The organism is Kitasatospora sp. NPDC059577 (assembly GCF_042735475.1).
Taxonomy (GTDB): Bacteria; Actinomycetota; Actinomycetes; order Streptomycetales; family Streptomycetaceae; genus Kitasatospora.
This window is the reverse complement of sequence record NZ_JBHWBZ010000026.1, coordinates 18,089-44,872: the sequence shown is the minus strand read 5'-3', so window position 1 is coordinate 44,872 and position 26,784 is coordinate 18,089. Positions and strand designations below refer to the sequence as shown.

General features: G+C 74.0%; 24 protein-coding genes. 14 read left to right on the top strand and 10 right to left on the bottom strand.

Annotated features, from left to right (window positions below; translation table 11 throughout):
• Positions 1 to 128: 128 nt before the first annotated feature.
• Positions 129 to 596 (top strand): GNAT family N-acetyltransferase, encoded by a 468-nt coding sequence (locus ACFV0O_RS21195; RefSeq protein ID WP_380343914.1) that lies wholly within the window; start codon positions 129 to 131, stop codon positions 594 to 596.
• 116 nt (positions 597 to 712) lie between these two features.
• On the opposite strand, the gene ACFV0O_RS21190 is transcribed toward ACFV0O_RS21195, so the two are convergent.
• Complete coding sequence (locus ACFV0O_RS21190; RefSeq protein WP_380343911.1) at positions 713 to 1,309, bottom strand: NAD(P)H-dependent oxidoreductase; 597 nt, start codon at positions 1,307 to 1,309, stop codon at positions 713 to 715.
• Positions 1,310 to 1,380: 71 nt separating this feature from the next.
• On the opposite strand from ACFV0O_RS21190, the gene ACFV0O_RS21185 reads away from it, so the two are divergent.
• Positions 1,381 to 2,037: a class I SAM-dependent methyltransferase gene (locus tag ACFV0O_RS21185; RefSeq protein WP_360266168.1), complete on the top strand. Its 657-nt coding sequence runs from the start codon at positions 1,381 to 1,383 to the stop codon at positions 2,035 to 2,037.
• A gap of 68 nt (positions 2,038 to 2,105) precedes the next feature.
• Here the strand turns inward: ACFV0O_RS21185 and ACFV0O_RS21180 are convergent, their stop codons facing one another.
• Positions 2,106 to 2,483 (bottom strand): MerR family transcriptional regulator, encoded by a 378-nt coding sequence (locus ACFV0O_RS21180; protein ID WP_380344029.1) that lies wholly within the window; start codon positions 2,481 to 2,483, stop codon positions 2,106 to 2,108.
• Between the two features lie 124 nt (positions 2,484 to 2,607).
• Between ACFV0O_RS21180 and ACFV0O_RS21175 the strand changes: the two genes are divergently transcribed.
• The 4 genes from ACFV0O_RS21175 to ACFV0O_RS21160 all read left to right on the top strand — a co-directional run bounded on the left by ACFV0O_RS21175 (position 2,608) and on the right by ACFV0O_RS21160 (position 6,078).
• A complete protein-coding gene (locus tag ACFV0O_RS21175) occupies positions 2,608 to 3,717 on the top strand; it encodes an alkene reductase (RefSeq protein ID WP_380343908.1) in 1,110 nt (369 codons plus the stop codon).
• 71 nt (positions 3,718 to 3,788) lie between these two features.
• A complete protein-coding gene (locus ACFV0O_RS21170; protein WP_380343906.1) occupies positions 3,789 to 4,283 on the top strand; it encodes a peptidylprolyl isomerase in 495 nt (164 codons plus the stop codon).
• Positions 4,284 to 4,448: 165 nt separating this feature from the next.
• Positions 4,449 to 5,240 (top strand): arylamine N-acetyltransferase, encoded by a 792-nt coding sequence (locus ACFV0O_RS21165; RefSeq protein WP_380343903.1) that lies wholly within the window; start codon positions 4,449 to 4,451, stop codon positions 5,238 to 5,240.
• A 232-nt stretch (positions 5,241 to 5,472) separates the two neighbouring features.
• Complete coding sequence (locus ACFV0O_RS21160; RefSeq protein WP_380343900.1) at positions 5,473 to 6,078, top strand: hypothetical protein; 606 nt, start codon at positions 5,473 to 5,475, stop codon at positions 6,076 to 6,078.
• A 145-nt stretch (positions 6,079 to 6,223) separates the two neighbouring features.
• Here the strand turns inward: ACFV0O_RS21160 and ACFV0O_RS21155 are convergent, their stop codons facing one another.
• Positions 6,224 to 7,537: an LCP family protein gene (locus ACFV0O_RS21155; RefSeq protein ID WP_380343897.1), complete on the bottom strand. Its 1,314-nt coding sequence runs from the start codon at positions 7,535 to 7,537 to the stop codon at positions 6,224 to 6,226.
• A gap of 489 nt (positions 7,538 to 8,026) precedes the next feature.
• On the opposite strand from ACFV0O_RS21155, the gene ssuE reads away from it, so the two are divergent.
• From ssuE to ACFV0O_RS21130, 5 genes are all read left to right on the top strand, one after another.
• Positions 8,027 to 8,584 carry an NADPH-dependent FMN reductase gene (gene ssuE, locus ACFV0O_RS21150; RefSeq protein ID WP_360266184.1) on the top strand — a complete coding sequence of 186 codons (558 nt, stop codon included), beginning with the start codon at positions 8,027 to 8,029 and terminating at the stop codon, positions 8,582 to 8,584.
• Positions 8,585 to 8,943: 359 nt separating this feature from the next.
• Positions 8,944 to 9,732, top strand: a complete 789-nt coding sequence (locus ACFV0O_RS21145; protein ID WP_380343894.1) for an ABC transporter ATP-binding protein — start codon at positions 8,944 to 8,946, stop codon at positions 9,730 to 9,732.
• Positions 9,733 to 9,749: 17 nt separating this feature from the next.
• The gene (locus tag ACFV0O_RS21140; RefSeq protein WP_380343891.1) at positions 9,750 to 12,320 is read left to right on the top strand and encodes an ABC transporter permease; all 2,571 of its coding nucleotides are present in this window, start codon (positions 9,750 to 9,752) and stop codon (positions 12,318 to 12,320) included.
• Positions 12,321 to 12,499: 179 nt separating this feature from the next.
• On the top strand, positions 12,500 to 14,578 hold the full coding sequence (locus ACFV0O_RS21135; RefSeq protein ID WP_380343889.1) for a hypothetical protein: 2,079 nt from the start codon (positions 12,500 to 12,502) through the stop codon (positions 14,576 to 14,578).
• Between the two features lie 170 nt (positions 14,579 to 14,748).
• Entirely contained in the window at positions 14,749 to 15,789 is a 1,041-nt protein-coding gene (locus ACFV0O_RS21130) for a glycosyltransferase family 2 protein (RefSeq protein ID WP_360266193.1), read from the top strand.
• Positions 15,790 to 16,022: 233 nt separating this feature from the next.
• Here the strand turns inward: ACFV0O_RS21130 and ACFV0O_RS21125 are convergent, their stop codons facing one another.
• The 3 genes from ACFV0O_RS21125 to ACFV0O_RS21115 form a co-directional block, all read right to left on the bottom strand.
• Positions 16,023 to 17,606, bottom strand: a complete 1,584-nt coding sequence (locus ACFV0O_RS21125; RefSeq protein WP_380343886.1) for an LCP family protein — start codon at positions 17,604 to 17,606, stop codon at positions 16,023 to 16,025.
• A gap of 235 nt (positions 17,607 to 17,841) precedes the next feature.
• The gene (locus tag ACFV0O_RS21120; protein ID WP_380343883.1) at positions 17,842 to 19,119 is read right to left on the bottom strand and encodes an LCP family protein; all 1,278 of its coding nucleotides are present in this window, start codon (positions 19,117 to 19,119) and stop codon (positions 17,842 to 17,844) included.
• A gap of 37 nt (positions 19,120 to 19,156) precedes the next feature.
• Positions 19,157 to 19,948 (bottom strand): TIGR03089 family protein, encoded by a 792-nt coding sequence (locus tag ACFV0O_RS21115; protein ID WP_380343880.1) that lies wholly within the window; start codon positions 19,946 to 19,948, stop codon positions 19,157 to 19,159.
• A gap of 104 nt (positions 19,949 to 20,052) precedes the next feature.
• Between ACFV0O_RS21115 and ACFV0O_RS21110 the strand changes: the two genes are divergently transcribed.
• Entirely contained in the window at positions 20,053 to 21,210 is a 1,158-nt protein-coding gene (locus tag ACFV0O_RS21110; protein WP_380343877.1) for a peptidoglycan recognition protein, read from the top strand.
• Positions 21,211 to 21,234: 24 nt separating this feature from the next.
• Here ACFV0O_RS21110 and ACFV0O_RS21105 read toward each other — a convergent pair whose 3' ends face one another.
• Positions 21,235 to 21,756, bottom strand: coding sequence for an SgcJ/EcaC family oxidoreductase (locus ACFV0O_RS21105; protein WP_380343874.1), 522 nt, complete (start codon positions 21,754 to 21,756; stop codon positions 21,235 to 21,237).
• 40 nt (positions 21,757 to 21,796) lie between these two features.
• Here ACFV0O_RS21105 and ACFV0O_RS21100 point away from each other — a divergent pair, with 40 nt between their 5' ends.
• Entirely contained in the window at positions 21,797 to 22,735 is a 939-nt protein-coding gene (locus tag ACFV0O_RS21100) for a DNA-3-methyladenine glycosylase family protein (protein ID WP_380343871.1), read from the top strand.
• Positions 22,736 to 22,778: 43 nt separating this feature from the next.
• Here ACFV0O_RS21100 and ACFV0O_RS21095 read toward each other — a convergent pair whose 3' ends face one another.
• Genes ACFV0O_RS21095 through ACFV0O_RS21085 form a run of 3 tightly spaced genes read right to left on the bottom strand, consistent with a single transcriptional unit; the run spans position 22,779 to position 25,773 of the window.
• Positions 22,779 to 24,077 (bottom strand): coenzyme F420-0:L-glutamate ligase, encoded by a 1,299-nt coding sequence (locus ACFV0O_RS21095; RefSeq protein WP_380343868.1) that lies wholly within the window; start codon positions 24,075 to 24,077, stop codon positions 22,779 to 22,781.
• Positions 24,074 to 25,033, bottom strand: coding sequence for a 2-phospho-L-lactate transferase (cofD, locus tag ACFV0O_RS21090; protein WP_360266214.1), 960 nt, complete (start codon positions 25,031 to 25,033; stop codon positions 24,074 to 24,076). The genes ACFV0O_RS21095 and cofD overlap by 4 nt, the downstream gene beginning before the upstream one ends.
• A 41-nt stretch (positions 25,034 to 25,074) precedes the next feature.
• On the bottom strand, positions 25,075 to 25,773 hold the full coding sequence (locus ACFV0O_RS21085; protein ID WP_380343864.1) for a cysteine dioxygenase: 699 nt from the start codon (positions 25,771 to 25,773) through the stop codon (positions 25,075 to 25,077).
• Positions 25,774 to 26,395: 622 nt separating this feature from the next.
• Here ACFV0O_RS21085 and ACFV0O_RS21080 point away from each other — a divergent pair.
• Complete coding sequence (locus ACFV0O_RS21080; RefSeq protein ID WP_188299667.1) at positions 26,396 to 26,668, top strand: WhiB family transcriptional regulator; 273 nt, start codon at positions 26,396 to 26,398, stop codon at positions 26,666 to 26,668.
• The last annotated feature ends 116 nt before the right edge of the window (positions 26,669 to 26,784 follow it).

The window sequence follows — 26,784 nt, the reverse complement described above, 5'->3', positions numbered from 1 at the left end:
TCACGACGGCGGCGGGGCCCGTGCCGGCCGCGGTCGCGCCGACGGAGCCCTCCCCGGCCCGGGCCTGAGGGCCCGTGGCCGGGGAAAACCGTGCGACGGCGGGCGGCCCGCTCCGTAGGCTGCCCGCCATGTCCTCCACGCTGAGCCTGGCCCCCATCACCCCCGGGAACATCGACGCCGCCCTCGCCCTGCGGGTACGCCCCGGGCAGGAGGACCTGGTCGCGCCGGTGGTGAAGTCGCTGGCCGAGGCGTACGCGTACGGGGAGACGGCCTGGCCCCGGCTGGTCCTGGACGACGGCAGGCCGGTCGGCTTCGTGATGGCCTTCTTCGACGTCCGCTTCCACCCGGAGCGGCCCGACGACCGCCCCCGCTCCGGCCTGTGGCGCCTGCTGGTCGACGCCGACGCGCAGCGCGGCGGCTACGGCCGCTTCGCCGTCGAGCAGGTGTGCGCGGAGATCCGCCGCCGCGGCGGCACCCGCGCCACCGTCACGTACGTGCCCGGCCCGAACGGCCCGGCGGAGTTCTACGCCCGCCTCGGGTTCCGGCCGACCGGTGAGCTGAGCGGTGACCAGACGGTGGCGGAGCTGGACCTCTAGGTCCGCCGCCGTTCGCTCACCGCCGCCTGCTCACCGCCGTTCGCTCACCGCCGCCCACCCGCCGGTACGGCCCGCCCGCCGGCCCGGTCTGCGGCCGGGCCGTTCCGCCGTCGGCCTCAGTCGAGCAGCGCCGCCGCCTGCTCCCGCGCCTGCCGCAGCCACTCGGCCCGCAGGGCGTCGGAGGACTCGGTGACGGTGCGGAACACCGTCCGCCGTACGTCCGTGACCCCGACGTACGGCAGCACGCAGGCCGCCCAGATCCGCTCCAGCGGGTCGCCGAACTCGTCGCGTTCGCGGGCCTCGGGCGTGTCCGAGGTGTTGAGCACCAGGGCCCGTCCGGCCCGCAGCAGCCCGGCCGGTTCGCCGTCGGCCGTGCCGAGCTTGTACGCGACGCCGGGGGCCAGCACCCGCTGCACCCAGCCGGCCAGGACGGCGGGCGGCATGCCCCACCAGTTGGGGTGGATCAGCACCAGCGCGTCCAGGGTGGCCACTTCGGCGCGATGCAGGGCGAGCCGGTGGTCGGTGGTCTCCTCCGCAGAGTCCACCGTGCCGGTCTCCTCGGCGGTCAGCAGCGGCGCGAAGCCGTCCGCGTAGAGGTCGTGGGCCCGTACCTCGCAGCCGCGCTCCCGCAGTTCGTCCACCACGGCCCGGTACAGCGCGTGGTTGAAACTGCCCGGCCGCGGATGCGCCAGGTAGACCCCGATCGTGCTCATCGTCCGTTCCCCTCCCGCTGGTTGGCGATGGCGATGTTACGTCCAGGGGGCGGCGGGTAGGGTCCCGGACCGTGACCGAGCCGGACTTCCTCACCACGACCAGGGCGTTCTACGACGCGATCGCCGCCGACTACGCCGACCGCTTCCGGGACGCGATGGACACCATGCCGACGGACCGGGCCGTGCTGGCGCTCTTCGCCGAGCTGGTCCGCGCCGAGCGCCCGGACGGCCGGACGGCCGAACTCGGTTGCGGCCCGGGCCGGGTGACCCACCACCTGCACGAACTGGGCCTGGACGTGCGCGGGATCGACCTCTCGCCGCGGATGGTCGAGCTGGCCAGGGCGGCCTACCCGGAGGTGCCGTTCGAGGTCGGCTCGCTGTTCGACCTGCCGTTCCGGGACGGCGAGTTGACCGGTGCGGTGGCCTGGTACTCGATCATCCACACACCGGCGGAGCGCCTCCCGGAGGTGTTCGCCGAGTTCGCCCGGGTGCTCGCCCCCGGCGGCCGGCTGCTGCTGGCCTTCCAGGTCGGCGACGAGCCCCTGCACCTGGAGCGGCCCTTCGGCCACCCGGTGTCGTTGGACTTCCGTCGGCTGCGGCCGGAGCACGTCGAGGAGCTGGCCCGCGGGGCGGGCCTGCCGGTCACCTCCCGTACGGTTCGCGAGCCGGACGGCGAGGAGAAGAGCAGGCAGGCCTACCTGCTGGCCCGCAAGCCCGGCGGTCGGTAGCCCGGCGCCCGTAGCCGCCGTCCGGACCCGGACCCAGGCCCTGTCCGGACCCGGGCCCCAGGCCTGACCTAAGCGGCCTCGGTGGACGGCTGCCCGGAGGCGGTCGCGATCACCTCGTCCAGCACCTCGCGCGAGCGCAGCAGGTCGTCGATCGTCCGGTCGATCCGTTCGCGCTCGGCGGCGAGTTCCTCGACCAGCAGGGGGGTGGCGGTCTCGCTCGGGCCGCCGTCGGAGTCCCGCATGCAGGGGAGGATCTTGTAGATGGTGCGGCTGTGCAGCCCGGCCGCGAACAGTTCCTGGATGTGCACCACCCGGTCGACGGCCGCCTCCGGGTACTCCCGGTGGCCGCCGGCGGTGCGCCGGGCGACCAGCAGGCCCTGCTGTTCGTAGTAGCGCAGCGAGCGCTCGCTCACGCCCGTCCGCCGGGCCAGTTCGCCGATCCGCATGCCGTCCACCCCGTCATCCGATCCGAGCCGCGACGTTCCGTGGCCCGAGGGGGTCCTGCCCCGGAGGGGCGTCGCCTCGCAGGGCCTTGAACCTGACATCGATGTTAGCTTCTACGGTTCCGGCATGACGACGAACACCGAGACCGCCGGCCTCTTCCAGCCCGCCGACCTGGGCCCGCTGCGCCTCCCCAACCGCCTGGTGATGGCCCCGATGACCCGCACCCGGGCCGGCGCCGACGGTGTTCCGCAGCCGGTCATGGCCGAGTACTACGCGCAGCGCGCCGGTGCGGGGCTGATCGTCGCCGAGGCCACCACCCCCAACCGGGTCGGCCGGACGTACGCCGACATCCCCGCCGTCCACGCCCCCGAGCACGTGGCCGGCTGGCGCACCGTGACCGGTGCGGTCGCCGCGGCCGGCGGCCGGATGTTCCTGCAGCTCCAGCACGGCGGCCGGATCGGCCACCCGGAGAACAGCGGCCTGCACCCGGTCGCGCCCTCCCCGGTCGCCCTGCCCGGGACCGTCCACACGCCGAGCGGGCACCGGGAGGCCGTCGTCCCGAGGGAGCTCACCGCGGCGGAGATCCGGCAGACCGTGGCCGACTTCGCGTCCGCCGCCCGCAACGCCGTCGAGGCGGGCTTCGCCGGGGTCGAGGTGCACGGCGCCAACGGCTACCTGCTGCACCAGTTCCTCGCCCGGAACACCAACCGGCGCACCGACGCGTACGGCGGCCCGGTGGCCAACCGGATCCGCTTCGTGGTCGAGGTGGTCCGGGCGGTCGCGGCCGAGATCGGGCCCGAGCGGGTGGGCCTGCGGGTCTCGCCCGGCTTCACCGGCCAGGGCATGGAGGAGGGGGACACCGCGGAGATCTACCGGGCACTGACCGGCGAGCTCGCCGACGACGGCCTCGCCTACCTGCACGTGGTCTTCGCCGACCCGCAGGACGCCGTCTTCCGGGAGCTCCGCAAGGCCTGGCCGGGGACCCTGATCGCCAACCCGGCGCTCGGCTGGGGCGGGCCGCTGCCCGAGGACGGCGGCCTGGCCGCGGCCGGGCGGCTGCTGGCGGCGGGCGCGGACCTGATCTCCTTCGGCCGCGGTTTCCTCGCCAACCCCGACCTGGTCGAGCGCCTGCGCACGGGTGCGCCGCTCAATCCGCTCCGTGACGGGCTGATGTACACCGGGGGAGTCGAGGGGTACACCGACTACCCGGCGCTGGCGGGCCGGCGGGCCGGATAACACGGCGTCCCCGGCCCGCTCCTTTCCGGGGGTACCGCGCGGGAGCGGGCCGCTCGTGCCATGATCCCTGCATGAGTTCCAACGTTTTCTTCGACATCACCATCAACGACGAGCCGGCCGGCCGTATCGTTTTCAAGCTGTTCGACGAGGTCGTCCCGAAGACGGCCCAGAACTTCCGCGAGCTGGCCACCGGCCAGAACGGCTTCGGCTACGAGGGCTCCGGCTTCCACCGCGTGATCCCGTCCTTCATGCTGCAGGGCGGTGACTTCACCAACCACAACGGCACCGGCGGCAAGAGCATCTACGGCGAGAAGTTCGCGGACGAGAACTTCCAGCTGAAGCACGACCGCCCGGGCCTGCTGTCGATGGCCAACGCCGGCCGCAACACCAACGGCTCGCAGTTCTTCATCACCACCATCGTGACCGACTGGCTGGACGGCAAGCACGTCGTCTTCGGCGAGGTCGTCGAGGGCATTGACCTGGTGAAGAAGATCGAGTCGCTCGGCTCGCAGAGCGGCCGCACCTCGGCCACGATCAAGATCGCCAAGTCCGGCGAGGTCAAGTAGTCAACGCTGCCCCCGGCACGCGTACCGCCCCGGAGTGGGACGTCGGATCCGCCGACTTCCCACTCCGGGGCGGTGGCGCTTCCGGCCGCCCGCCCGCCCGGGGTGACGGGACCTAAGCCCAAGGACCGATTGGCCCGGTGCCCCCGGCCCGGCTGGAATGGGCGGATGGACCACGACAAGGCGTACGAGGAACTGGCGCCCGCGGCGCGGACGGCCTACCTGGAGCGGATCGGCGTGCCGGACCCCGGGGAGCCCTCGGCGCGGGAACTGGCGCGGCTGCAGCAGGCCCACCTCCGAGCCGTCCCCTTCGAGAACCTGAGCATCCACCTCGGCGAGCCCGTCGTCCTGGACCCGGCGGCCCTGGTGGCCAAGCTGGTGGACCGGCGGCGCGGCGGGTTCTGCTACGAACTGAACGGTGCGTTCGCCGAGTTGCTGCGCTCCCTGGGCTACCGGGTGAGCCTGCTGGCCGGCCGGGTCTTCGACGGGGAACGCCCCGGCCCCCCGTTCGACCACCTCGCGCTGCGGGTCGACCTGGACGAGCCCTGGCTGGCGGACGTCGGGTTCGGCCGGTTCAGCCGGCTCCCGCTGCGCCTCGACGAGCGGGGCCCGCAGTCCGACCCGCACGGCACGTTCACCGTGGTCCCGTACGGCGCCCACGGCGAGCTGGACGTTCGGATGGACGGCGCCCCGCAGTACCGCCTGGACCCGCGGCCGTACCCGCTCGCGGACTTCGCCCCGACCTGCTGGTGGCAGAGCACCTCGCCGGACTCGCACTTCACCCGCTCGACCACCTGCTCCGTCCTCACCGAGGACGGCGGCCGGACCACGCTCAGCGCCACCCGGCTCATCCGCACCGCGCCCGACGGCACCCGCTCCGAGCGGCAGCTCACGGCCTCCGAGACGCTGACCGCCTACCGGGAGCACTTCGGCATCGCGCTCGACCGGCTGCCAGGCTGAGGCTGAGGCCGAGCCGAGCCGAGCCGAGCCGGACCGGACCGGCGCGGGTGCGGGCGAGGTCGTGGACGGGCGGGTGGTCGGGCCGGGACGCGGGAGGGGCAGGGTAGCCGGGCGCGCGACCGTGCGGGGGCGGAACCGGTCAATCCACCGGCCGTCGTCGCCGTCGTCCTACGCTCCTCGCAAGCGGGTCGTGCCGCGACCGAACTCGACTTTCCGGCAAGGTGGTTCACCGATGATCGAGCAGAGCGCCGACGACGGCGAGGTGACGTACGAGCAGGTGACGGTGGTCTCCCTGGCCTCCTGCGAACCGGTTTCCGGCGAACCGGCGGCCTCCTTCGAAGCGGTCGGCCCGGCCCGGTTCGCGGTCCGGGTCGTCCGCGAGGGCATGACCGTCAAACGGGTCGCGGGCTACTGGGTGCGCTGGGACGAGCGCCGGGACGAGGAGGAGACCCGCCACCACGCGCGCTGGGTCGCCGACGAGGAGTACGTCCGGCCGGACACCGGCAGCCTGGACGGCACGCTCGCCGTGACGGTCGCCGCGTACTGGACGGACGGCGCGCGCGTCTTCTCCCGCCGGCCGAGCACGGAGACCGCGGTGATCTTCAGGCCCGGTGAGACCGAGCACGTCCTGGTGCTGGAACAGGCCGCGCCGCACCGCCCGGCCGCCCTGTCGGTGCAGCTGGCGCACGCCCGCTGGCTGGGCGGCGACGGGCAGCCGATCCACTACGGCTACTCGGGCGCGACCGAGGCCGCGGGCGGCGAGGGGGAGTGGCTGGTCCGCTTCCCGGAGTGCGGCACGGGCCTGCTGCCGTACGCCAGCCGGTCCGAGCCGGGATAGTCCCGGGCCCGCGCCGGCCGGGAGACGGCCCGATCCGGGAGACGGCCGGGGGCGGCCCGACGGCGATCCGACGGCGGCCGGAACGTGAGCGCCTCCCGGACCGAGTGGTCCGGAAGGCGGCGGCGTCGGCCCACCGGGCCGTGGCTCACTTGACGTCCGGCACCGCGGTGTCGTTCTTGAAGGCGTCGAAGACCTGCTTGGACTTGTTGGCGTCCCACAGCACGGCGGACTCGCCGGTCTTGGTCCGGTAGTCCGGGTTGCCGATCGGCACGGTGATGCTCTTGCCGCTGCCGCCGTTGACGTCCTTCATGGCGAGGAAGAGCGAGCCGAGGTCGGTCAGTCCGCAGTCGTCGTCGACGATCAGGGTGCCGAGCGCCGAGTCGACCAGCGGGTAGAAGGTGAACGGGTCGAGCAGGTTGCCCGGGGAGGCGGCCTGGTGGGCGAGGGCGCCGAGGAACTTCTGCTGGTTGCGCATCCGGCCGAGGTCCTGGTCGGCCATCTGGTGGCGCTGGCGGACGAAGGCCAGGGCCTGCTTGCCGGTGAGGGTCTGGTCGCCGGCCTGCAGGTCGAGGCCGGAGTCCTTGTCCTTGACGGGCTGGTCGATCTTCATCTCGACGCCGCCGATCGAGTCGACGACGCCGACGAAGCCGGCGAAGCCGATCTCCGCGTAGTGGTCGATGCGGATGCCGGTGTTCTGCTCGACGGTCTGGACGAGCAGGCGGCCGCCCCCGGCACCGAAGGCCGAGTTGATCTTCGCGGAGGTGCCCTTGACCGGCTTGCCGTTGCTGCCCGCGTGCTCGGGGATCGGCACCCAGGAGTCGCGCGGGATGCTCATCAGGGTGTTCCCGTTGTCCCCGACGTGCAGGATCATCATCGAGTCGCTGCGCTTGCCCTCGGTGTCGTGCCCGGTGTGCAGGTCGTCCTGCTCGGAGTCGGTGAGGCCCTGGCGGCTGTCGGAGCCGACGATCAGCCAGTTGGTGCCCTTGCCCGCGGCCGGGCGGCCCGGGTAGTCGGCGAGCACGTTCTCGTGGTTGAGCTTGGAGTCGGCCCAGAACCAGGTCGAGACGGCGGTCACCATGACGGCGATCAGCAGACCGAACACCGACCACTTGACGATCCGCCGCCGCGGCCAGCGCCCGGCCCGCGCACCGGCCGGCCGGGCACTGCCGGGCCCGCCCGGGCCACCGGGGCCTCCGGGGCCGCCGGGACCACTCGGCCCGTCCGGGTGCCCGGGACCGGTCGGGCCGCCGGGCCGGGTGCCCGGCGCGCCGGTCCCCTGCTGCGGGACGCCGCCGAGCCGGGACGGCCCCGGCTGCGCCGGCTGCGCGGGCGCGGACGACCCCGGGCCGCGCGGGTTCAGCGAGGCCGGCAGCGGCGGCTCGGCCGCCGAGCCGCCGCCCCCGGTGCCGCCGTACGGGTTCCCGCCGCCCCCCGGGCGGCCCTCCTGCCACGTGTTCATGCCGTCGAGGATGCCCGACCCCGGTGGGGCTGACTCCCCCCGGGGGGCCCACCGGGCCTCTTGTAGCCGTTTTGATGCACGCACCGGATCGTTCCGCCGCAAGGTCCGCAGAGCCCCTCGGCAAAGCCCACACGGCCCTCGGCAGAGCCCGCGCGGCCCTCGGCAGAGCCCGCGCGGCCCTCCGCAGAGCCCGCGCGGCCCTCCGTAACGTTCGGACACCCGGCGTTCCGGAGGCTGAAACGTTTCTTGACCGGCTCGAACACGGCGTGTTTGCATTTCGGACATGGATCAGCCTGCACTCACGCGTCGGCGGTACGTCGACCTGCGGCGCGGTGTGGCCTGTTCGCTCTGTCGCGGCTGACGCGCGCCCGTCGAAACCCGCACGTCCACCGACGTAGCGCCCCCGGCACCGGCCCCACCCCGGTGACCCCGCCGCAGCGCCTTCCCCCGCTGCGCAGCGCCGCCCCGCTTCCAGCCAGAGGTGAACCCATGGCCGTCGTCCTGTCCGTTTCCGGCTCCCCGTCCGCCACCTCCCGCACCACCCGCCTGCTGCGCCACGTCGACGCGCGGCTGGCGGACCGCGGCCACCACGTCGTCCCCTTCGAGGCCCGCAGCCTGCCCGCGCACGCCCTGCTGTCGGGTGACTTCGACCACCCCGAGATCGTCGCCGTCACCGAGCTGTTCGCCCGTGCCGACGGCGTCGTCATCGGCACCCCCGTCTACAAGGCCGCCTACTCGGGCCTGCTGAAAGCCCTGCTGGACGTGCTCCCGCAGTACGCGCTCGCGGGCAAGACCGTCCTGCCGCTGGCCACCGGCGGCTCGTCCGCGCACGTCCTCGCGGTGGACTACGCGCTGCGTCCGGTGCTCAGCTCGATGGGTGCCGGCCACATCACGCAGGGCTGGTTCGTGCTCGACCGCCACGTCACCGCCCGGGAGGACGGCACGACCCTGCTGGAGCGCGAGACCGAGAGCCTGCTGACCCCGGTCGTCGAGGGCTTCGCCACGGCCCTGGAGCGGCTGTCCGCTCCGGCGCTGAGCGGCTGCTGACCGGCCGCCGGTCGGCGCCGACCGGTCGGTGACCGGTCGGTGACCAGCGCCGCGGCCCGTACGGGGCGTCCCCGATACGGGCCGTGGCGACCCCTAGGGGGAGGCGCGCCGCGCCCCGTAGAACCTTGGTTGAGCCGCTTCATTCCGTCGGATGACGAGCCGTCCGCCGTCCGCTCCTAACGTGGTTCACACATCCCCGCCCGCCAGGAAGCGGCCCGATCCGGTCGGGTCCGGCAGCCCGGTCCACCGGGAGGGTGGGGCTGACTCCCGGTCGAGGACTACCGCTGGCACCATGTCGCCAGGCGGGCGGACCCGTGAGGCTGGGGCAACGGGTGAGCGCATCTTCTTAGGAGACTCCAGTGACGACGGCAGCAGCAGCCGTGTACGACCCCCAGCTTCCCGGCGGAGCCCCCGCCGTCGCCGCTTCGGCCCGTCAGGTCACCAAGGCGTACGGCTCGGGCGAGACCAAGGTGACCGCGCTCGACGCGGTCGACGTCGACATCCAGCGCGGCCGCTTCACCGCGATCATGGGCCCGTCGGGCTCCGGCAAGTCGACCCTGATGCACTGCCTGGCCGGGCTCGACACGGTCAGCGGCGGGCGGATCTGGATCGGCGACACCGAGATCACCGGCCTCAAGGACAAGCAGCTGACCAGACTGCGCCGGGACAAGATCGGCTTCATCTTCCAGGCGTTCAACCTGCTGCCGACCCTGAACGCGCTGGAGAACATCACGCTGCCGATGGACATCGCGGGCCGCAAGCCCGACCAGGCCTGGCTGGACCAGGTGGTGGAGACCGTCGGCCTGGCCGGCCGGCTGAAGCACCGTCCGACCCAGCTCTCCGGCGGCCAGCAGCAGCGCGTCGCAGTGGCCCGGGCGCTGGCCGCCCGCCCCGAGATCATCTTCGGTGACGAGCCCACCGGGAACCTGGACTCCCGGGCCGGCGCCGAGGTGCTGACCTTCCTGCGCCGCTCGGTGGACGAGCTGGGCCAGACCATGGTGATGGTCACCCACGACCCGGTCGCCGCCGGCTATGCGGACCGCGTGCTCTTCCTCGCCGACGGCGTGCTCGTCGACGAGATGCACGCGCCCACCGCCGACTCCGTCCTCGAACGCATGCGCCGTTTCGACGGCAAGCGCACCAGCTGAGCGGCGGGACGACGACCATGCTGCTCAAGACCTCACTGCGGAGCTTCTTCGCCCACAAGGGCCGGATGGCGCTCTCGCTCATCGCCGTCGTGCTGTCGGTGGCCTTCGTCTCCGGCACCCTGGTGTTCTCCAACACCGCCACCAGCACCTTCGACAAGCTCTTCGCCGCGACCGCCTCCGACGTCTCGGTCCAGCCGCCCAAGCCGGCCGAGGACGACGACCAGCAGGCCGCCGTCAAGCCGCCGACGGTCCCGGTCGCGCTCGCCGACCAGGTCGCCGCGGTGCCCGGCGTGAAGAAGGCCGTCGGCCAGGTCATGGTCGGGAACGCGATCCTGGTCGACCCGGCCACCAACAAGCTGGTCGGCCCGACCAGCGGCGCGCCCACCCTGCTCGGCAACTGGACCGACACCCCGCGCAACCCGCTCACCATCACCTCCGGCCACGCGCCGCAGAACTCCGGCGAGCTGGTGCTGGACGCGGACACCGCGAAGAAGGCCAAGCTCGGCCTCGGCGCCAAGGTCCGGGTCGAGAACTCCGGCGGCAAGCACGACTTCACCGTCGTCGGCATCGCCACCTTCACCGCCACCAACCCGGGCGCGGCGCTCGGCTTCCTGGACACCCCGACCGCCCAGCAGCTGCTGCTCGGCGAGCCGGCCTACACCTCCGTCGAGGCCTTCGGCGACGGCAGCCGCAGCAACGACCAGCTCAAGGCTGCGGCGGCGGCCAAGATCGGCGGCGACTACCAGGTCAAGACCGCGGCCGAGCAGAAGGACGAGAACGCCAAGCAGGTCGGCAGCGGCCTCGACTTCATGAAGTACGCGATGCTCGGCTTCGCCTTCGTCTCGGCGATCGTCGGCGGGTTCCTGATCATCAACACCTTCTCGATGCTGGTCGCCCAGCGCACCCGGGAGATCGGGCTGCTGCGCGCCGTCGGCGGCAGCCGCCGGCAGGTCAACCGCTCGGTGCTGGTCGAGGCGCTGATCCTGGGCGTGCTCGGCTCGACCCTCGGGGTCGCGGCCGGCCTGGGGGTCGCGGTCGGCCTGATCAAGCTGATGAACGCGATCGGCATGGACCTCAAGGCGGCCGACCTGCAGATCGGGCCGGACGTGTTCGTCGCCGGCTACGCGCTCGGCATCGTGGTCACCCTGGTCGCGGCCTGGTTCCCGGCCCGCCGGGCCAGCCGGATCTCGCCGATGGCCGCCCTGCGCGACCACGGCACCCCGGCCGAGGGCCGCGCCAACGCGGTCCGCACGGCGGTCGGCCTGCTGCTGACGGCGGGCGGCGGCGCGCTGCTGGTGCTCGGCGCGCGGTCGGAGAAGGCGGCCACCGGCGGGCAGTACCTGGGCCTGGGCGTGGTGCTCACCCTGGTCGGCTTCGTGGTGCTCGGCCCGCTGCTGGCCTCGGCCATCGTCCGGGTGCTCGGCGCGGTGCTGCCGGCCGTGTTCGGGCCGTCCGGCAAGCTGGCCCAGCGCAACGCGATGCGCAACCCGCGCCGTACCGGTGCCACCGCCGCCGCGCTGATGATCGGCCTGGCGCTGGTGATCGCCTCCGCGGTGTTCAGCTCCTCGGCGGTCACCTCGGCCAGTGCGCAGATCGACAAGTCGGTCGGCGTGGACTACATCATCGCCGGCGGCCGCACCGAGGTCACCCCGGAGATGCTGGACATCGTGCGCCGGACCCCGGGCATCGACCACGTCACCACCCAGAAGGGCTTCCAGGCCGCCAAGGTCCAGCTGTCCGACGGGCAGAAGGCGAAGACCGACCTGACCGCCGTACCGCCCGCCTTCTTCGCCACCGACTTCCGGCCGACCGTCAAGTCCGGCGCGGTGGACTCGATCGGGCGCGGCTCGCTGGGCATCGGCGAGGCCTTCGCCAAGGCGCACGGCCTGAAGGTCGGCGACCGGGTGACCGTCGACTACGGCAAGGGCCGCACCCAGGAGCTGCCGGTCGGCGCGGTCTTCGCCAAGGGCGAGCTGTTCGGCGACGGTTCCTTCGTCGCCATGGACACCATGGCCGAGGTGGTCCCGGCCGCCGAACAGCCGCCGGTGTGGACCTTCTTCGCCAAGGCCTCCTCCGGTGCGGACGTCGCCAGGACGCTGACCGCCCTGCAGGACGGGCTCAAGGAGTACCCGCAGCTGACCGTCAAGGACCAGGCCGGCTACAAGGAACTGGTGCAGTCCCAGGTCAACACCCTGCTCTACCTGATCTACGGGCTGGTCGCCCTCTCGATCACGGTCGCGGTGCTCGGCGTCGTCAACACCCTGGCGCTGTCGGTGGTCGAGCGGACCCGGGAGATCGGCCTGCTGCGGGCGATCGGGCTCTCCCGCCGCCAGCTGCGCCGGATGATCCGGCTGGAGTCCGTGGTGATCGCGGTGTTCGGCGCCGTCCTCGGCACCGGGCTGGGCCTCGCCTGGGGCGTCGCCGTGCAGGGGGTCCTGCGGGACCAGGGCCTCGCGACGCTCTCCGTCCCCACCACCACGATCGCGATCACCCTGGTCTCCTCGGTGGTGATCGGCCTGGTCGCGGCCCTCGTCCCGGCCTTCCGGGCCGGACGGATGAACGTCCTCGCCGCCATCGCGACGGACTGATCCGGCGCCGGGGGGCGCCGGACCGGGACCGGGCAGGGGCCGGGTGCACACCGCACCCGGCCCCTGCCGCGTGCCGTGCCGGGCCCCTCTGCGGGGCCGCTCCGTCCGGGCCCGCCGGGGCACCGCCCCCGCTGCCCCTGACGCGCGTTCAGCCCCAGGGCGGCTGAGATGATCGTCCGATGTTCCCCTCGGACGCCCCGCCACTGCCCAGCGCCGCGCCCCTCACCGTCGCGGCCGCCGCCCGCTGGCGCGTCGCCCGCACGGCCTGGCGGCTGGACGGCCGCTGGCTCGCCCTGCTGCCGGTCGCGTTCGCGGTGCTGGCCACCGCGGTGGAGCCCGCCGCCGCCCGCTGCAACGTCCAGGGGGTCTGCCGGGACACCTGGGGATCGGCGCTGGCCGGTTGGTCGGTCCTGGCCGAGGTGGTCCTGCTGGCCACCAGGATCCGGATCCGGGCGCTGGTCCCGCCCGTGGTCCTGGCCCTGCTCTGGTACCTGCCGGAGGGCCTGGTCACCCCGCTCGCCCGCTGGTCGGCGGTACTGCTCCACGTGCTGCTCACCGTCGTCCTGCTGAGCGCCGAGGCGGGCCGCCGCCGCGCCCGCCAGCAGCTGGACGAACTGATGGCCCCGCCCGTCCCCTTCCCGTGGACGGCCGCGGGAGGGCCCTCGCCCGTCCCCTTCCCCTGGACGGCCGCCGGCACGCACCCGCCCGTCCACCGCGACACCCCGCCCGCGCTGAGCCGCACCCTCGGCGTCCTGCTGCTCGTCGTCGCCGCGGCCTTCCCGCTGTACGGGTTCTGGGCGCAGGCCCGGGCGGACGCGGCCGCCGACCGGTCCGTCCGGGTGACCGGCACCGCGGGCACGACCGACCGGGACGACGTGCTGACCGTCCGCTTCCAGCCGCCCGGCGGCGGCCCCGAGCGCACCGCCGCCCTGGACGTCTGGTGGCAGCGGCAGCCGCAGCCCGGCGAGACCGTCCCGCTGCTGGTGGACGGCGACTCCGTCCGCGCCCTCGGCGACGACTACGACGTCTCCGGCCAACTGAGCGCCGGCGGTCTGATCGCCCTGCCCGGCCTGGTGCTGCTCGGCACGGCCGCCGTCGGCCGCGCCCGCCGCGCCCGACCGGCCTTCGAGGGGTCCGCCCCCGCGCTCGCCGTCCGGGTCCGCGCCGACGCCCGCGGCGACCTGCTGGTCCAGCCGCTGGACGGCCCGCCGGACGGGCCGGGGCTGTGGCGCCTGGTCGAGCGCGACCGCTACCGCTGGGCCGCCGCAGGCGCCCCGGACGAGGCGGGACCGGCCTGGGTGCCGGAGTTCCACAAGACCGCCGGCGAGGAAGCCGACTACCCCGACCTGCTGCGCGGCCACGAGGACGACAGGGCGGAGGACGAAGACGACTACGACGACTACGACGACTACGAGGACGACGCGGACGACGACGAGGTCTTCGACCGCGCGACCCCCGCCGAGGCCGCCGCGCTGCTGGCCCGGGCCGGCCGCAGCGTGCCCGCCGTGCTGTACCGCGGCCCCGACGGCATCGACCACCAACTCCTCGTCCGCCCCGGCCTGTTGCACGGAGACCCGCACTGGGTGGCGGCCGTGGTCGCCCCCGCCGCCCGGGCCCCGCGGCTCAGCCGCCGCACCGAGCGCTACCGCGAGCGCGAACTCGCCGTCGCCGCGTTGACCGCCGAGACGGTGGCCGCCGCCCCCGCGGCCGGCCCGGGCACCGCGCCGGTGGCCGCCCGCCGCTGGGAGATGCCGACGCCGCTGCGGGCGGCCGCCGGGCCGGTGGCGGCGCTGCTGGTCGCCGCCGCCGTGGTGCTGCTCGACGACGACGGCTGGTGGGAGAACCTGGTCCGCCCGCTGTGGATCGGTTCGACGGCGATCCTCGCCTGCGCCCAGACGCTGTCCTGGCAGATGGTGGCCGACCGCCACGGCCTGCGGGTCGCCACCGCGCTGCGCACCCGCAGCTTCCGCTGGGCGGAGATCAACGCGGCCGCGGTCCACCGGAACCTGCTCACCATCCGGCTGCGCGACGGCAGGGAGTTCTCCGTCGCCAGCCGCCCCGCGGTCTGGCTGGCCGGCCACTTCGGCGACCGGTACGACCCGGTGGCGCTCGCCCGGACGGTGGCCACCGCCGCCCACCGGCCCGACCTGCGCCCGGACCGCGTCCTGCCGGACCGGCTGGGCGGCCCGCAGCACCTGGTGAACCGGCTCTCGCTGGTCGGCTACGCGGTGTTCACCGTGGCCCACTACGCACTCTGAACCCGTACCGGACCCGTGTCGCAGGGGCGCCGGAACCACCCCGTCCGGGCCCGCGCCGCCGGGCGGGCACGTGTTCTTGATCACAGTCCCGGCGCGGGGGCGCGAGGGGCGCGCGGCGGCCCGGACCGGGACGAGACGAGGACGCGTCCGCACCGGTACGGTGGGCCCCGATGAACACCAAGGCTGCTGAGGAGCTGCCGGCTGTCTCCGTGATCATGCCGGTGCTCAACGAGGAACGTCACCTGCGCACGGCCGTCCGGCGCATCCTGGACCAGGAGTACCCGGGGCCGATGGAGGTGGTGATCGCGCTCGGCCCGTCCCGCGACCGCACCGACGAGATCGCCGCCGAGCTGGTCGCCGAGGACCCGCGGGTGCGGACGGTGGCGAACCCCACCGGCCGGACGCCCGCCGGGCTGAACGCCGCGATCCGGGGCTCCCGCCATCCGATAGTGGTGCGCGTGGACGGCCACGGCCTGCTCACCCCCGGCTACATCGCGACCGCGGTCCGGCTGCTCGGCGAGATGGAGGCCGCGAACGTCGGCGGCATCATGCACGCCGAGGGCGAGACCGAGTGGGAGAACGCGGTCGCCGCCGCGATGACCTCCAAGCTCGGCGTCGGCAACGCCGCCTTCCACACCGGAGGCCTGGCCGGCCCGGCGGACACCGTCTACCTCGGGGTGTTCCGGCGCGAGGTGCTGGAGAAGCTCGGCGGGTACAACGAGGAGTTCATCCGCGCCCAGGACTGGGAGCTGAACTACCGCATCCGCCAGGACGGCGGCCTGGTCTGGTTCACCCCGCAGCTCAAGGTGACCTACCGCCCCCGGCCCTCGGTGCGGGCGCTGGCCAAGCAGTACAAGGACTACGGTCGCTGGCGCCGGGTCGTCACCCGCTACCACCGCGGCTCGGTCAACCTGCGCTACCTCGCCCCGCCGTCCGCGCTGCTGGCGGTCACCCTCGGGCTGGTGCTCGGCGCCGCCGTCCACCCGGCCTTCCTCGCGGTGCCCGGCGCCTACCTGCTGGGCATCGTCGGCGGCGCCGTGACCGAGGGCCGCGGCCTGTCCGCCAAGGCCAGGGCGATGCTCCCGGTGGCGTTCGCGACCATGCATCTCAGCTGGGGCTTCGGCTTCCTCACCTCGCCGCGTTCGCTGGCGCGCCGGGTGATCGCCAGCGTCGGCCCGTCCGCCGAGGACGTGCTCTCCAAGACCGGCTGACGCCCCGTCGCGACCGCCGTCTCCGCCGTCTCCGCCGCTCGCGGGGGCGGCGGAGCCGTGTGGAGGGCCGAGCCGGGCGCGGGCGTCGACGGCCGGGCGGGCCGGGCCTCGTCGGGCCGCGGGACCAGCTGCCGGTGCACCGGCCGCCGTCGGCCCCCGCCGCCCGCGCGGCGGCCACTACCGGCCGCGGCCGTCCGCGTGCGGGCGTAGCGTTCCCGCTCCCCGGCCGGGGGCTACTTGGCGCAGAGGTCGGTGTCGTCCGCCTGCACCCGCTGGAGGTCCTCGGGCGCCTCGGTCGGCGCCCCCTCCGCGGTGGAGGAAGCGGTCAGGGCGTCCTTGCCGAGCACCAGCTGCAGCCCGGCCTTCGGGTCCGCCTTCGCGGCCGGCCGGACGGCGTCGGCCGGCAGGCCGAGGGCGGCGGCCAGGGCTCCGGCCGCGGCCTCCTGGCCGGCCTGGTAGGAGACCGTGGTGCCCGCCGCGACCGGGGCGTCGGTGCCGACCGCGGCCTTGGCGAAGCCCTTCGTCCGGAGCTTGTCGACGGTCGGCCCGGACAGCCCGCGCTTCCCGCTGCCGTTGCGGACCGTGACCTGGACGTCCTTGGTGTCCACCGCCGGGGCGGTGGCGGTCGGTGCCGCCGGCGCGGCGGAGGCGGCGCCGTCGGGGGCGGGCGGGGCGGCGGTCTCGGTCAGCGAGCGGTCGCCGGCGACCATCGCGAACACCTGTTGGGCGTCCGGCTGCTTGAAGATGACCCGGTCCTTGTCCTTGGGGTCCTCCAGGACGGGCGCGGTGGCGAAGGTGATGTTCTTGGTGTCCACCTTGCTGATGTCCTGCGCGAGGTTCTTGAGCTTCTCCACGCTGCCGATGCCGTCGTCCACGGTGAGCGCCTTGGTGGCGGCGTCCGCGAGCTTGTAGAGCTTGGTCGGGCTGGTCAGGGTGTCGTCGCTCTTGATCTTGCGGATCATCGAGCTGATGAACTGCTGCTGCAGCGGGATCCGGCTGAGGTCACCGCCGAAGCCGACGGCGTGCCGGGTGCGGACGAAGGCCAGCGCCTCCTCGCCCTGGACGACGTGCCGGCCCTTGGCCATCTTGAGGTGGGAGTCCGAGTCGTTGATGTCCTTGGCGGCGCACACCTCGACCCCGCCGACCGCGGTGGAGAGCGTCTTCACCGCCTCGAAGTTGACCTGGATGAAGTGGTCGACCCGGATCCCGGTGTTCTTCTCGATGGTCTTCCAGGTGCAGCCGGCGTCGCGCCCGCCCTGGCCGAGGCTGTTGTTGAACATGTCCCGCGCCGAGCCCGGGATCTTCTTGCCCTGGGGGGTCTGGCACTCCGGGATCGGCACCATGAGGTCGCGCGGGAAGCTGACCACCGTCGCGTTGGAGCGGTCCTTGGAGATGTGGAACAGCAGGGTGGTGTCGGCGTGTCCGGTGCTGCCCTCGTCGCCGTACTCGCGGCCGAGGCCGGCCCGGCTGTCGGTGCCGATCACCAGGACGTTCAGCGCCTCCCCGGCGGCCTTGGGGCGCTCCGCCTCGTCGCCCAGCTGGACCTTGACGGAGGTCAGATTGCTGTTGAAGTGCCGGTACAGGTAGTACGCCCCGCCGCAGCCCGCGACCATCACCAGGGCGCCGGCGCCGGCGGTCCACTTGAGCGCCCGGCGCCGCCGCTGCCGCTTGGCGAGGGCGGCGGCCCGCCGCCGGCTGTCCCGGCGGCCCTCGCCGGCCGGCGCCTCGGGCGTTCCGGCGTTCCGGCGGCGCTGCCGGGGGACACCGGGGGCCGGGTCCACGCGGTACCGGCCGGTTTCCGGTTGCTCCTCGTGCACGGGGGTTCCCTACGTTCGACCGGTCACGGCTCCGGCCCGCCCGTTCTGACGGGCCGATCCGGAACACAGTAGACGAGTCGAACGGGGGAATGGTTCCTGCTGTGATCTGCATCATGTTTGAACAAAGTGGAGGTAAATTCCGTTCGCCGCCGGACATTTGCAGGGCATTCGCCGGACGTACCCGCGCCGACCGGCGGCTCCGCGCGGCCGGGTTCCGGACGGCCGCGCGGCCCGGTCAGTGCTGCGCGCAGGCGTCCACGTCGGCGGTGCGCCCCTCGAAGGTGGGCGAGGCGGTGGCCGAGGGCGACGCCGCCGTCGCCGCCTCGGCGGAGCCGGCGCCGGGGGTCGCACCCGGGCTCGCCCCGGCGCCCGCGTCCGCGCCCGTGGACGGCGTCGACCCGGGCGGCCGGACGGAGACCGGCCGGTCGTCCCGCAGCGCCGTGAACAGCTGGCCGGTCTGTGGCTGCACGAACTCGTCCCGGTCCGAGTCGTAGCGGTACGGGCGGCGCGGCGCGGTCAGGAAGACCACGTTGGGCGTGGGGATGCCGCGCAGGTCCTGGGTGAGGTCGTACAGCGCGCCGAGCGAGGACAGCCCGCCGTCCGCCCGGACCGAGGAGGTCGCCGCGTCCAGCACCGGCCACAGCCGGGCCGGGTTCAGCAGTACCCCCTGCGACTCCACCTTGCGGATCAGCGAGGCCAGGAACTGCTGCTGACGGCCCATCCGCTGGGTGTCGCTGCCGTCCCCCAGGCTCTCCCGGGCCCGGACGTAGCCGAGCGCCTGCTCGCCGTGCAGGGTCTGCCGCCCGGCGGGCAGGTCGAGCCTGGCGTCCTTGTCGTGGATCGGCTGCGGCACGCACACGTCGACCCCGCCGATCGCGTCCACGATCGTCTTGAAGCCGCTGAAGTCGACGATCACGTAGTGGTCGATCCGGATGCCGCTCAGCTGCTCGACGGTGCGGATCGAGCAGGCCGGGCCGCCCGTCTCGAACGCCCAGTTGAACTGCATCAGCGCGGGCTTGCTGCGGGTGCCGTCCGGCTTCTCGCAGGCGGGCACGCTGACCATGACGTCGCGCGGGACGGAGACCGCCGTCGCGTGCTTCCGGTCGGCGGCCAGGTGCAGCAGGATCGTGGTGTCCGAGCGCTGGGTGCCCGCCTCGCCGCCGTAGGAGCCGTTCGAGCCGGAGCGGTCGTCGCTGCCGATCAGCAGGATGTTCTCGGCGCCCCGCGCGCCGGCGGTGCGGCTCGGCCGTTCGGCCTCCAGCTTGGCGAGCAGCCGGTCGGTGGCCGAGTCGGTCCGGATGTTGCCGTCCAGCTTGCGGTAGGCGACGTAGAGCAGCACCCCGGTGGCGACCAGCAGGAACGCGACGACGCCGGCGGTGATCATCAGCCACCGCCGGCGTCTGCGCGGGCGTCCGGCCCCGCCCGGGGAGGCGTCCGCGGGGGGACGGTCCGCGGGCGGGCCGTCCGTCGGGGGAGTGTCGGTCGGGGGGTGCTCGGTGTCGTCCTCGGCCATGGCAGGGATCCCTACCCGCCCGGCCGGGGCCTGGGGGTCACCCGAGGCGCAGTGTCACCCGTTCGGAGTCGATCCGCTTCTCCCACTGCTCGGCGTCCAGCGCCTGCGAGTTGCGGCACAGCACCACCGAGGCGCCGGCCGCCAGCGGCGCCAGCAGGCCGGCCTCCAGGCCCGCCCAGTCGTCGTACGAGAGGGTGGACAGCACCCGGTCGCCGGGCTTCACGCCGAGGCGGACCGCGCCTTCCCGGGCCAGTGCGACGGTCTGTTCGCCCGTCAGCTTCAGCGGCAGCCCGTCCACCAGGGTCTCCAGTGCCTGCCCCTCCGGGGCGACGGGGGAGTACGGGGCGAAGCGGTCGCCCTGGCCGGGCACCTCGGCGGCGTAGTCGAGGAAGCCGTCCGGGCGCTGCGGGAAGCGGCCGCCGAGCGGACGCAGGGCGAGCGCCACCCGCTCGCCCTCGCAGGCCTGGGCGGCCGCGAGTCCGTCCGGGCCGCTGACGACCAGGTCCGTGGTGGCCGGGTCGCCGCCCGGCACCGCCGCCACCCCCACCGACCAGCAGGCGAGCAGCCAGACGGCGCTCTGCCAGTGGGCGGGCAGCAGCAGGGCGGCCCGGTCGCCCGGGCCGGCGTTCAGCTCGTCCTGTAGGAGGTTGGCGGTCTTGGCGACCCAGTTGTCGAAGGTCCGGGCGGACAGCTCCACCCGTTCGCCGGTGGCGTCGTCGTAGAAGGTGACCAGCGGGGCCGCGGGATCGACCGAAGGGGTGCCGCCGCGCAGGAATGCGTGCAGCAGCTCGACGGGGGTGCGGGCATCGGCAGCGAAAGGCGCAGTCATGGTGCGCCCCAGCCTACGGCCTTCGAGTGGGAGGCCGGGAGGGGCGGCCGAACGGGCGCGGGGCGGCGTGGCGGCATCGGTCATTTGTCGTCAATATCCGTTTTATGCGTATCTCACTTCTCGCCGGTGCGGCCACGAGCTGCATCGCCGTCCTGCTGCTCCAGTCCACCGCCGTCCCAGCCGTCGCCGTTCCTGCCGTCGCCGAGCCGGTCCCGGCCGAGCAGACCTCCGCCGGTGGCGGCACCGTGACGAGCCTGTCGCTGACCTCCGCCGAACACAGCGTCACGAAGCGCACCACCAAGCCCTTCTCGCTCATCGGGGTGAGCTGGGACGATCCCCGGCAGTCCCTCGCCGGCACCTCGATCCGGGTCCGCACCCACCGCGCCTCCACCGGCACCTGGACCGACTGGCACCAGCTCGCCGTCGAGGGCGAGGACGCCCCCGACGAGCGGGACGGCCGGTCCGGCATCCGCGGCTCGACGGCACCGCTGTGGACCGGCCGCAGCGACGGCGTCACGATCGAGGTCACCCCCGGGCCGAACGGACTGCCCGCCGGGCTCCGCGCCGAACTGGTCGACCCGGGCAAGGGCGCGGCATCCTCCGCCCCGCGCACGCTGCCGGCCGAGACCGCGGCCGCCCGGATGCCGCAGGACCACGAGGCGCCGCGCCCGGGCATCGTCACCCGGGCCGGCTGGGGCGCCGACGAGTCGCTGCGCGACCCGGGCTTCGTCTACACCGGGACGGTCAAGGCGGTCTTCGTCCACCACACCGACACCACCACCGACTACGCGTGCGGTGACGCACCGCAGATGATCCGCGCGATCTACCAGTACCACGTCCAGAGCAACGGCTGGCGGGACATCGGCTACAACTTCCTGGTCGACCGCTGCGGCACCATCTACGAGGGCCGCGCCGGCGGCGTCGCCCAGCCCGTCCTCGGCGCACACACCCTCGGCTTCAACACCGACTCGGCCGGCGTCGCCGCGCTCGGCACCTTCACCACGGACGGGCCGCCGCAGGACCTGGTGGACGGCGTGAGCAAGATCGCGGCCTGGAAGCTCGGCCTGACCGGCCAGGACGCGGCCGGCCACACCAACCTGACCTCCGGCTCCTCGCAGAGCCGCTACCCCAAGGGCACGGTCGTCTCCTTCGACACCGTCTCGGGCCACCGGGACGCCTTCGCCACCGAGTGCCCCGGCGACGGCCTCTACGACCGGCTCGGCGACATCCGCTCCTGGGCCGCCCACCTCCAGGGCCGCTGAACCCGCTGAACCCGCTGAACCCCGTCAGGACCCCTGGGGCCGGACCGGGTGCTCCTGCGCCGGCCCCGGGCCCCGCCCGATCAGCCCCCGCAGCTCCCGCGTCAACGCCTCCGCCCGGTCCGGCTGCAGGTCGAAGCGCGCCGGTGTGTTCTGCAGCAGTGCGATCCGCCACCCCGACCCGGCGTTCACCGCGATCACCGTCTGCACCGCGTTGAGCGCCGGGTCCAGGTCCTCCGCGTCGTCCGCCACCATCCCGGCGACGCCGTCCAGCTGCACCACGTCCGCCCCCAGCGCCCGGACCCGCCGCACCTTGGCCACGTACTCCGGCGTCGGGTGGTCCGCGAACACCCGCCCCGTCTCGGCGGCGATCGCCGAGCGCCCGCGGTAGCGGGTCCCGTCGAACTCGATCACTTCGCCGTCCTCCGCGAACGGCCCGGCGAAGGCCGCGCCGTCCCGCTGGTTCCACCCCTCCAGCACCCGGCGGTACAGCCCCCGCACCGCGCTCTCGTCCCCGGAGGGCAGCTCCGGCAGCCGCGTATCGTTCATATCCCCATGGTCGGCGACGGGGGCGAAGGAGGCGACGGCAGTGGCGGGCGGGACGGACGGTACGGGCGGCGGCGCGGTGCGGCGCTGGCGGCCGGGCTTCCCGCTGGACGCGGCCCGGACCCTGCTGCCGCTGCGCCGCGGCCCGGCGGACCCGGCGTACCGGACCAGCGGGGACGGCGCCGTCTGGCGCGCTTCCCGCACCCCCGGGGGCGTCGGCACCCTGCGGGTGCTGTCCCGTCCCGCCGCCGGTGAGGTCGAGGCGACCGCCTGGGGCCCGGGCGCGGACTGGCTGCTCGACCGCCTGCCCGCGCTGCTGGGCGCGGAGGACCGGCCGGAGGCGTTGGTGCTGCCGCCCGGTCCGCTGCGGGACGCCCAGCGCCGCACCACCGGGGTGCGGCTGACCCGGACCGGCCTGGTGCTGGAGTCCCTCGTCCCGGCGGTCCTGGAGCAGAAGGTCACCACCGACGAGGCGTACCGCGCCTGGCGCACCCTGCTGCGGGACTTCGGCACCCCGGCGCCGGGGCCGGCCGAGGGGATGCGGGTCGCGCCGTCGGCCCGGGAGTGGGCGCTCATACCGAGCTGGGAGTGGCACCGGGCGGGCGTGGACCCGAAGCGCTCCGCGACCGTGATGCGGGCCGTGCGGCTGGCGCCGCGCCTGGAGGAGGCGTCGGCGATGGGGCACGAGGAGGCGTTCGCCCGCCTCACCGCCGTCCCGGGCATCGGCGTCTGGACGGCGGCGGAGACCCTGCAGCGCAGTAACGGCGACCCGGACGCGGTCTCGGTCGGCGACTTCCACCTGCCGAACCTGGTCGGCTGGGCGCTGGCCGGCCGGCCCCGCAGCGACGACGCCCAGATGCTCACGCTCCTGGAGCCCTACCGGCCGCACCGCCACCGGGTCTGCCGCCTCCTCCTGGCCACGGCCGTCCACGCGCCCCGCTACGGCCCCCGCCTCGCCCCCGAGGACCACCGCCGCCGCTGACCGGCGGCCGCGTCCATCGGGAACCGGAGGGGTGGTGCAGCCGCTACCGGACCGCGATGAAGGCGGCGGCGTCGCGTTCCGGGCGGGAGCGCGGGGGTTCGGCGGGGCGGCCGACGGCGACGGCGCCCATCGGGTCCCAGCCGGCCGGCAGGTCCAGGGCGGCGCGGACGGTGTCGCGGCAGAACATGGTGGACGAGACCCACGCGGAGCCGTAGCCCTCGCCGGTGAGGGCGACGAGCAGGTTCTGCACGGCGGCGCCGGCAGCGACGGTGAACATCTCCCGTTCGGCGGCGGCACGCCGGGCGTCCGGGTAGTCGTGCGAGCCCTCCGTCACCAGGCAGGGCACCACCAGGTAGGGCGCGTCCCGCAGGACGTCGCCGCGGGCGGTGCGGCGGGCGATCCTGGCGTCGTCCCAGCCGTCGAGTTCGCGCAGGTCGCGCTGCCAGGCGGCGAGCATCGCGTCGAGCAGCCGGGTGCGAGTGTCGGGCGACTCCAGCAGCACGAACCGCCACGGCGTGGTGTGGTGCGGGGCCGGCGCGGTGACGGCGGCCGCGACCGCGCGGCGGACGGCGGCGGGGTCGACCGGCTCGGGGGTGAAGGAGCGGACGGTGCGCCGCAGGGTGACGGCCTGCCGCAGGGCCTCGGAGGTGCCGAGCCGGAACATGTCGTCCGCGGCGGGCCGGACCAGGGGCCGGGTGCCCTCGCCGTCCTCGACGGTGACCAGCCGGCTCAGTCCGCGCACGACCGCCACCGGTACGTCGGTCGCCTTGCCCTTCACCAGGTCGGCGGCGGCGGCGAGTTCGTCGGCGATCGCGGTGACGGTGAGCGTCAGCTCGTTGCCGTGGCTGTCGGTGCGTCCGCGGTGGTCGTCCAGTACGGACAGTCCGGCGGCGCCGATCGCGACGTCGGTGAGCCCGTTGCGCCACGGCCGCCCGAAGGTGTCGGTGACGACGACGGCCAGGCGGCGGCCGGTGAGCTGCTGCAGCCGGGCCCGCAGCGCGCGGGCCGAGGCGTCCGGGTCCTCGGGCAGCAGCAGCACGGTGCCGGGGGCGGTGTTGGAGGCGTCGACCCCGGCGGCGGCCATGACGAAGCCGTTGCGGTTCTCGACGATCCGGGCCGGTCCGCGCCGGGCGACGACCCGGACGGTCTCGGCGTCGATCGCGGCCTCGCGGTCGGCGGCGTGCAGCAGCCGGCCCTCGGCCTTGCTGACGACCTTCGAGGTGACCAGCAGGATGTCGCCGTCCAGGTACGTGCCGGCCTTGGAGATGAGCGCGGCCAGGTCGTCCCCGGCGTCGACCTCCGGGATCCCCTCGACCCCCAGGACCTCCAGCGGGCCGGTCACGCGCGGACCCGGTCCGCCAGTGCCAGCGCGGCCCGTGCCATCGCGGCGGTGGCCTCGACGTCGGTCATCAGCAGCGGGACGGCCCGGCAGGCGATCCCGGCGTTCTCGACCGCGGCCACCGACGCCTCGTCGGCGGTGTCGACCAGCCAGCCGTCGATCAGGTCGGAGCCGTAGTTCCGTGCGACGGCCTCCGCCGTGGCCTCGACGCCGACGGCGGCGAGCACCTTGTCGGCCATGCCGCGCACCGGCGCCCCGCCGATGATCGGGGAGAGCCCGACGACCGGTGCCGGGGCGGCGGCGACGGCCTCCCGGATGCCGGGGACGGCGAGGATGGTGCCGATCGAGACGACCGGGTTGGACGGCGGGAAGAGGATGACGTCGGCCTCCGCGATCGCCTCCAGCACGCCGGGCGCGGGCTTCGCGGTGTCCGCGCCGACCGGGATGATCGCCTCGGCGTCCACGGCGGCGTGCAGCCTGACCCAGTACTCCTGGAAGTGGACCGCCCGGGTGCCCTGCTCGTCGGTGATCCGCACGTGCGTCTCGACCCGGTCGTCGCTCATCGGCAGCAGCCGCACGCCGGGCTTCCAGCGCACGCACAGCGCCTCGGTCACCTGGCTGAGGCTGTACCCGGCGGTGAGCATCTGGCTGCGGACGAGGTGGGTGGCGAAGTCGCGGTCGCCGAGCCCGAACCACTCGGGGCCGACGCCGTACTCCTTCATCTCGGCCTTGATCGACCAGGTCTCGTCGGTCCGGCCCCAGCCCTGCTCCTCGTGGATGCCACCGCCGAGGGTGTACATCACGGTGTCGAGGTCGGGACAGACCTTGAGGCCGTAGAGGTGGATGTCGTCGCCGGTGTTGCCGATGACGGTGATCTCGTCCTGCGGTCCGACCGCCGCGAGGAGCCCGCGCAGGAAGCGCGCTCCGCCGATTCCGCCTGCCAGTGCCACGATGCGCATGGGCTCATCCTGCCACGGCCCGACCGTCCGTCAGCCTGCGCTCAGTGCCGCTCGGACGGCGCCCGCCGCGGCTCCGCGTGCTGTTCGGTGTGCTGTTCAGTGTGCTGTTCGGTGTGCTGCTCGGGGACGACGTGGGCGCCGTACTGGTTCATCTCGGTGAGGCCCGGGGTGTACAGGTGGATGGAGACGGCGGGTTCGAGCGCGCCGTTGACCACCTCGTGCAGGTAGCCGGAGGAGAACACCCTCCCCCAGCCTCCGGCCGGGGGGACCCCCATCCCGCCGGGCCGCAGGGTTCGGGAGGTCTCGCCGGCGTGCGTGAGGGAGCGCTCGACGAGCTCGCCGCGGACGACGGTCATCACGCCGGAGGACTCGCCGTGGTCGTGGAAGCCGCTGCTCTGGCCGGGCAGCCAGCTGAGCAGCCAGACCTCGTAGCCGGGGCCGGTCTCCAGCCGGGCGTACCAGCGGGTCAGCGCGTCGTAGCGGACCAGCGGCTCCCAGCGGGCGCGGTCGGCGGCGATCTCGCGGACCAGCCGGGCGTACCCGGCGACGGTGGTGGGGTGGGCCGGCAGGTCGGTCCGGGCCAGGTGCGGGAAGGCGAGCGGGTCGCCGGCGATGGAGACGTCGCTGAGCCCGTCCGCCCAGCGCTGTCCGCCAGTGGGGCGCGGGGAGTGGGCGGTGAGGCCACGGCGGGCGAGCTTGTTGCGGTCGCGGTTCCGCCTGCGGATGCGGATCATGCGCACGGGAGTCGTCCTCGGAGGTGTCGGCTGGTTCGTCGGGATCAGCCGGATCCGGGATGTCCTGGGGCGGGAATCGCGGGCGGCCTCTGTGTTTCCTGGGGCGGCGCGCGGTGGGACGCGGGCGCCTAGATACAGCAGGAACAGAGGCGACAACAAGAGTTCACGGCACGGCGAAGCGTGGAACCGCTTCGGGGGCTGGTGGACTCTGACATAGGGGCAAGGACACCGCATCCGCGGTGCCGGTGTCAAACCCATGGATGCGGCATTCGAGGGGGTTAGGCCCGGATCTTGCCCTGATGGGGTGATTCATCACTCTCTATGTTTCGATGAGAAGATCGCCGGGAAGGCAGGCCGATGACCGGCCTGTGGTGGTGACCGGGCGTCACCTGGCGAATGGTTGCGGACGGTTCGGCGCAGTTCAGGGCCTTGAGGCGGAAGGTCCGTTGTGTCCGAATATGTACACTATTCGTAACGGCTTGGTGCCGGGGAGTGAATCCTGGCCCCAATACCAGAGCTCGGCTTGACTGGGCCAGAGTGACGCAACTGTAATTTCACTCGTGTCGTCAGCCGCACGAGGCAACGGCAACCACGGGGACGCCAAGTAGGGGCAGAGGAGGCGCGCCACATGAGCGAGCTCTTTGAGCTGTTGATCGGGGACGGCATCACGGAGGACGAGGAGGAACTCGGCTGGCAGGAGCGCGCGTTGTGCGCCCAGACCGACCCCGAGTCCTTCTTCCCCGAGAAGGGCGGCTCGACCCGCGAGGCCAAGAAGGTCTGCCTCGCCTGCGAGGTCCGCTCGGAGTGCCTGGAGTACGCCCTCGCCAATGACGAGCGCTTCGGCATCTGGGGCGGTCTCTCCGAGCGCGAGCGCCGTCGGCTCAAGAAGAGCGCGGTCTGACGGGCCGGCCCACCGGCCCCGCTGACCTTTCGACAACGACGGACAACCGCACAGCTGTACGGGCGCCTCACCGCGGTGGTGGGGCGCTTTCGCGTTCCCGGCCCCTTCCCGCCTCC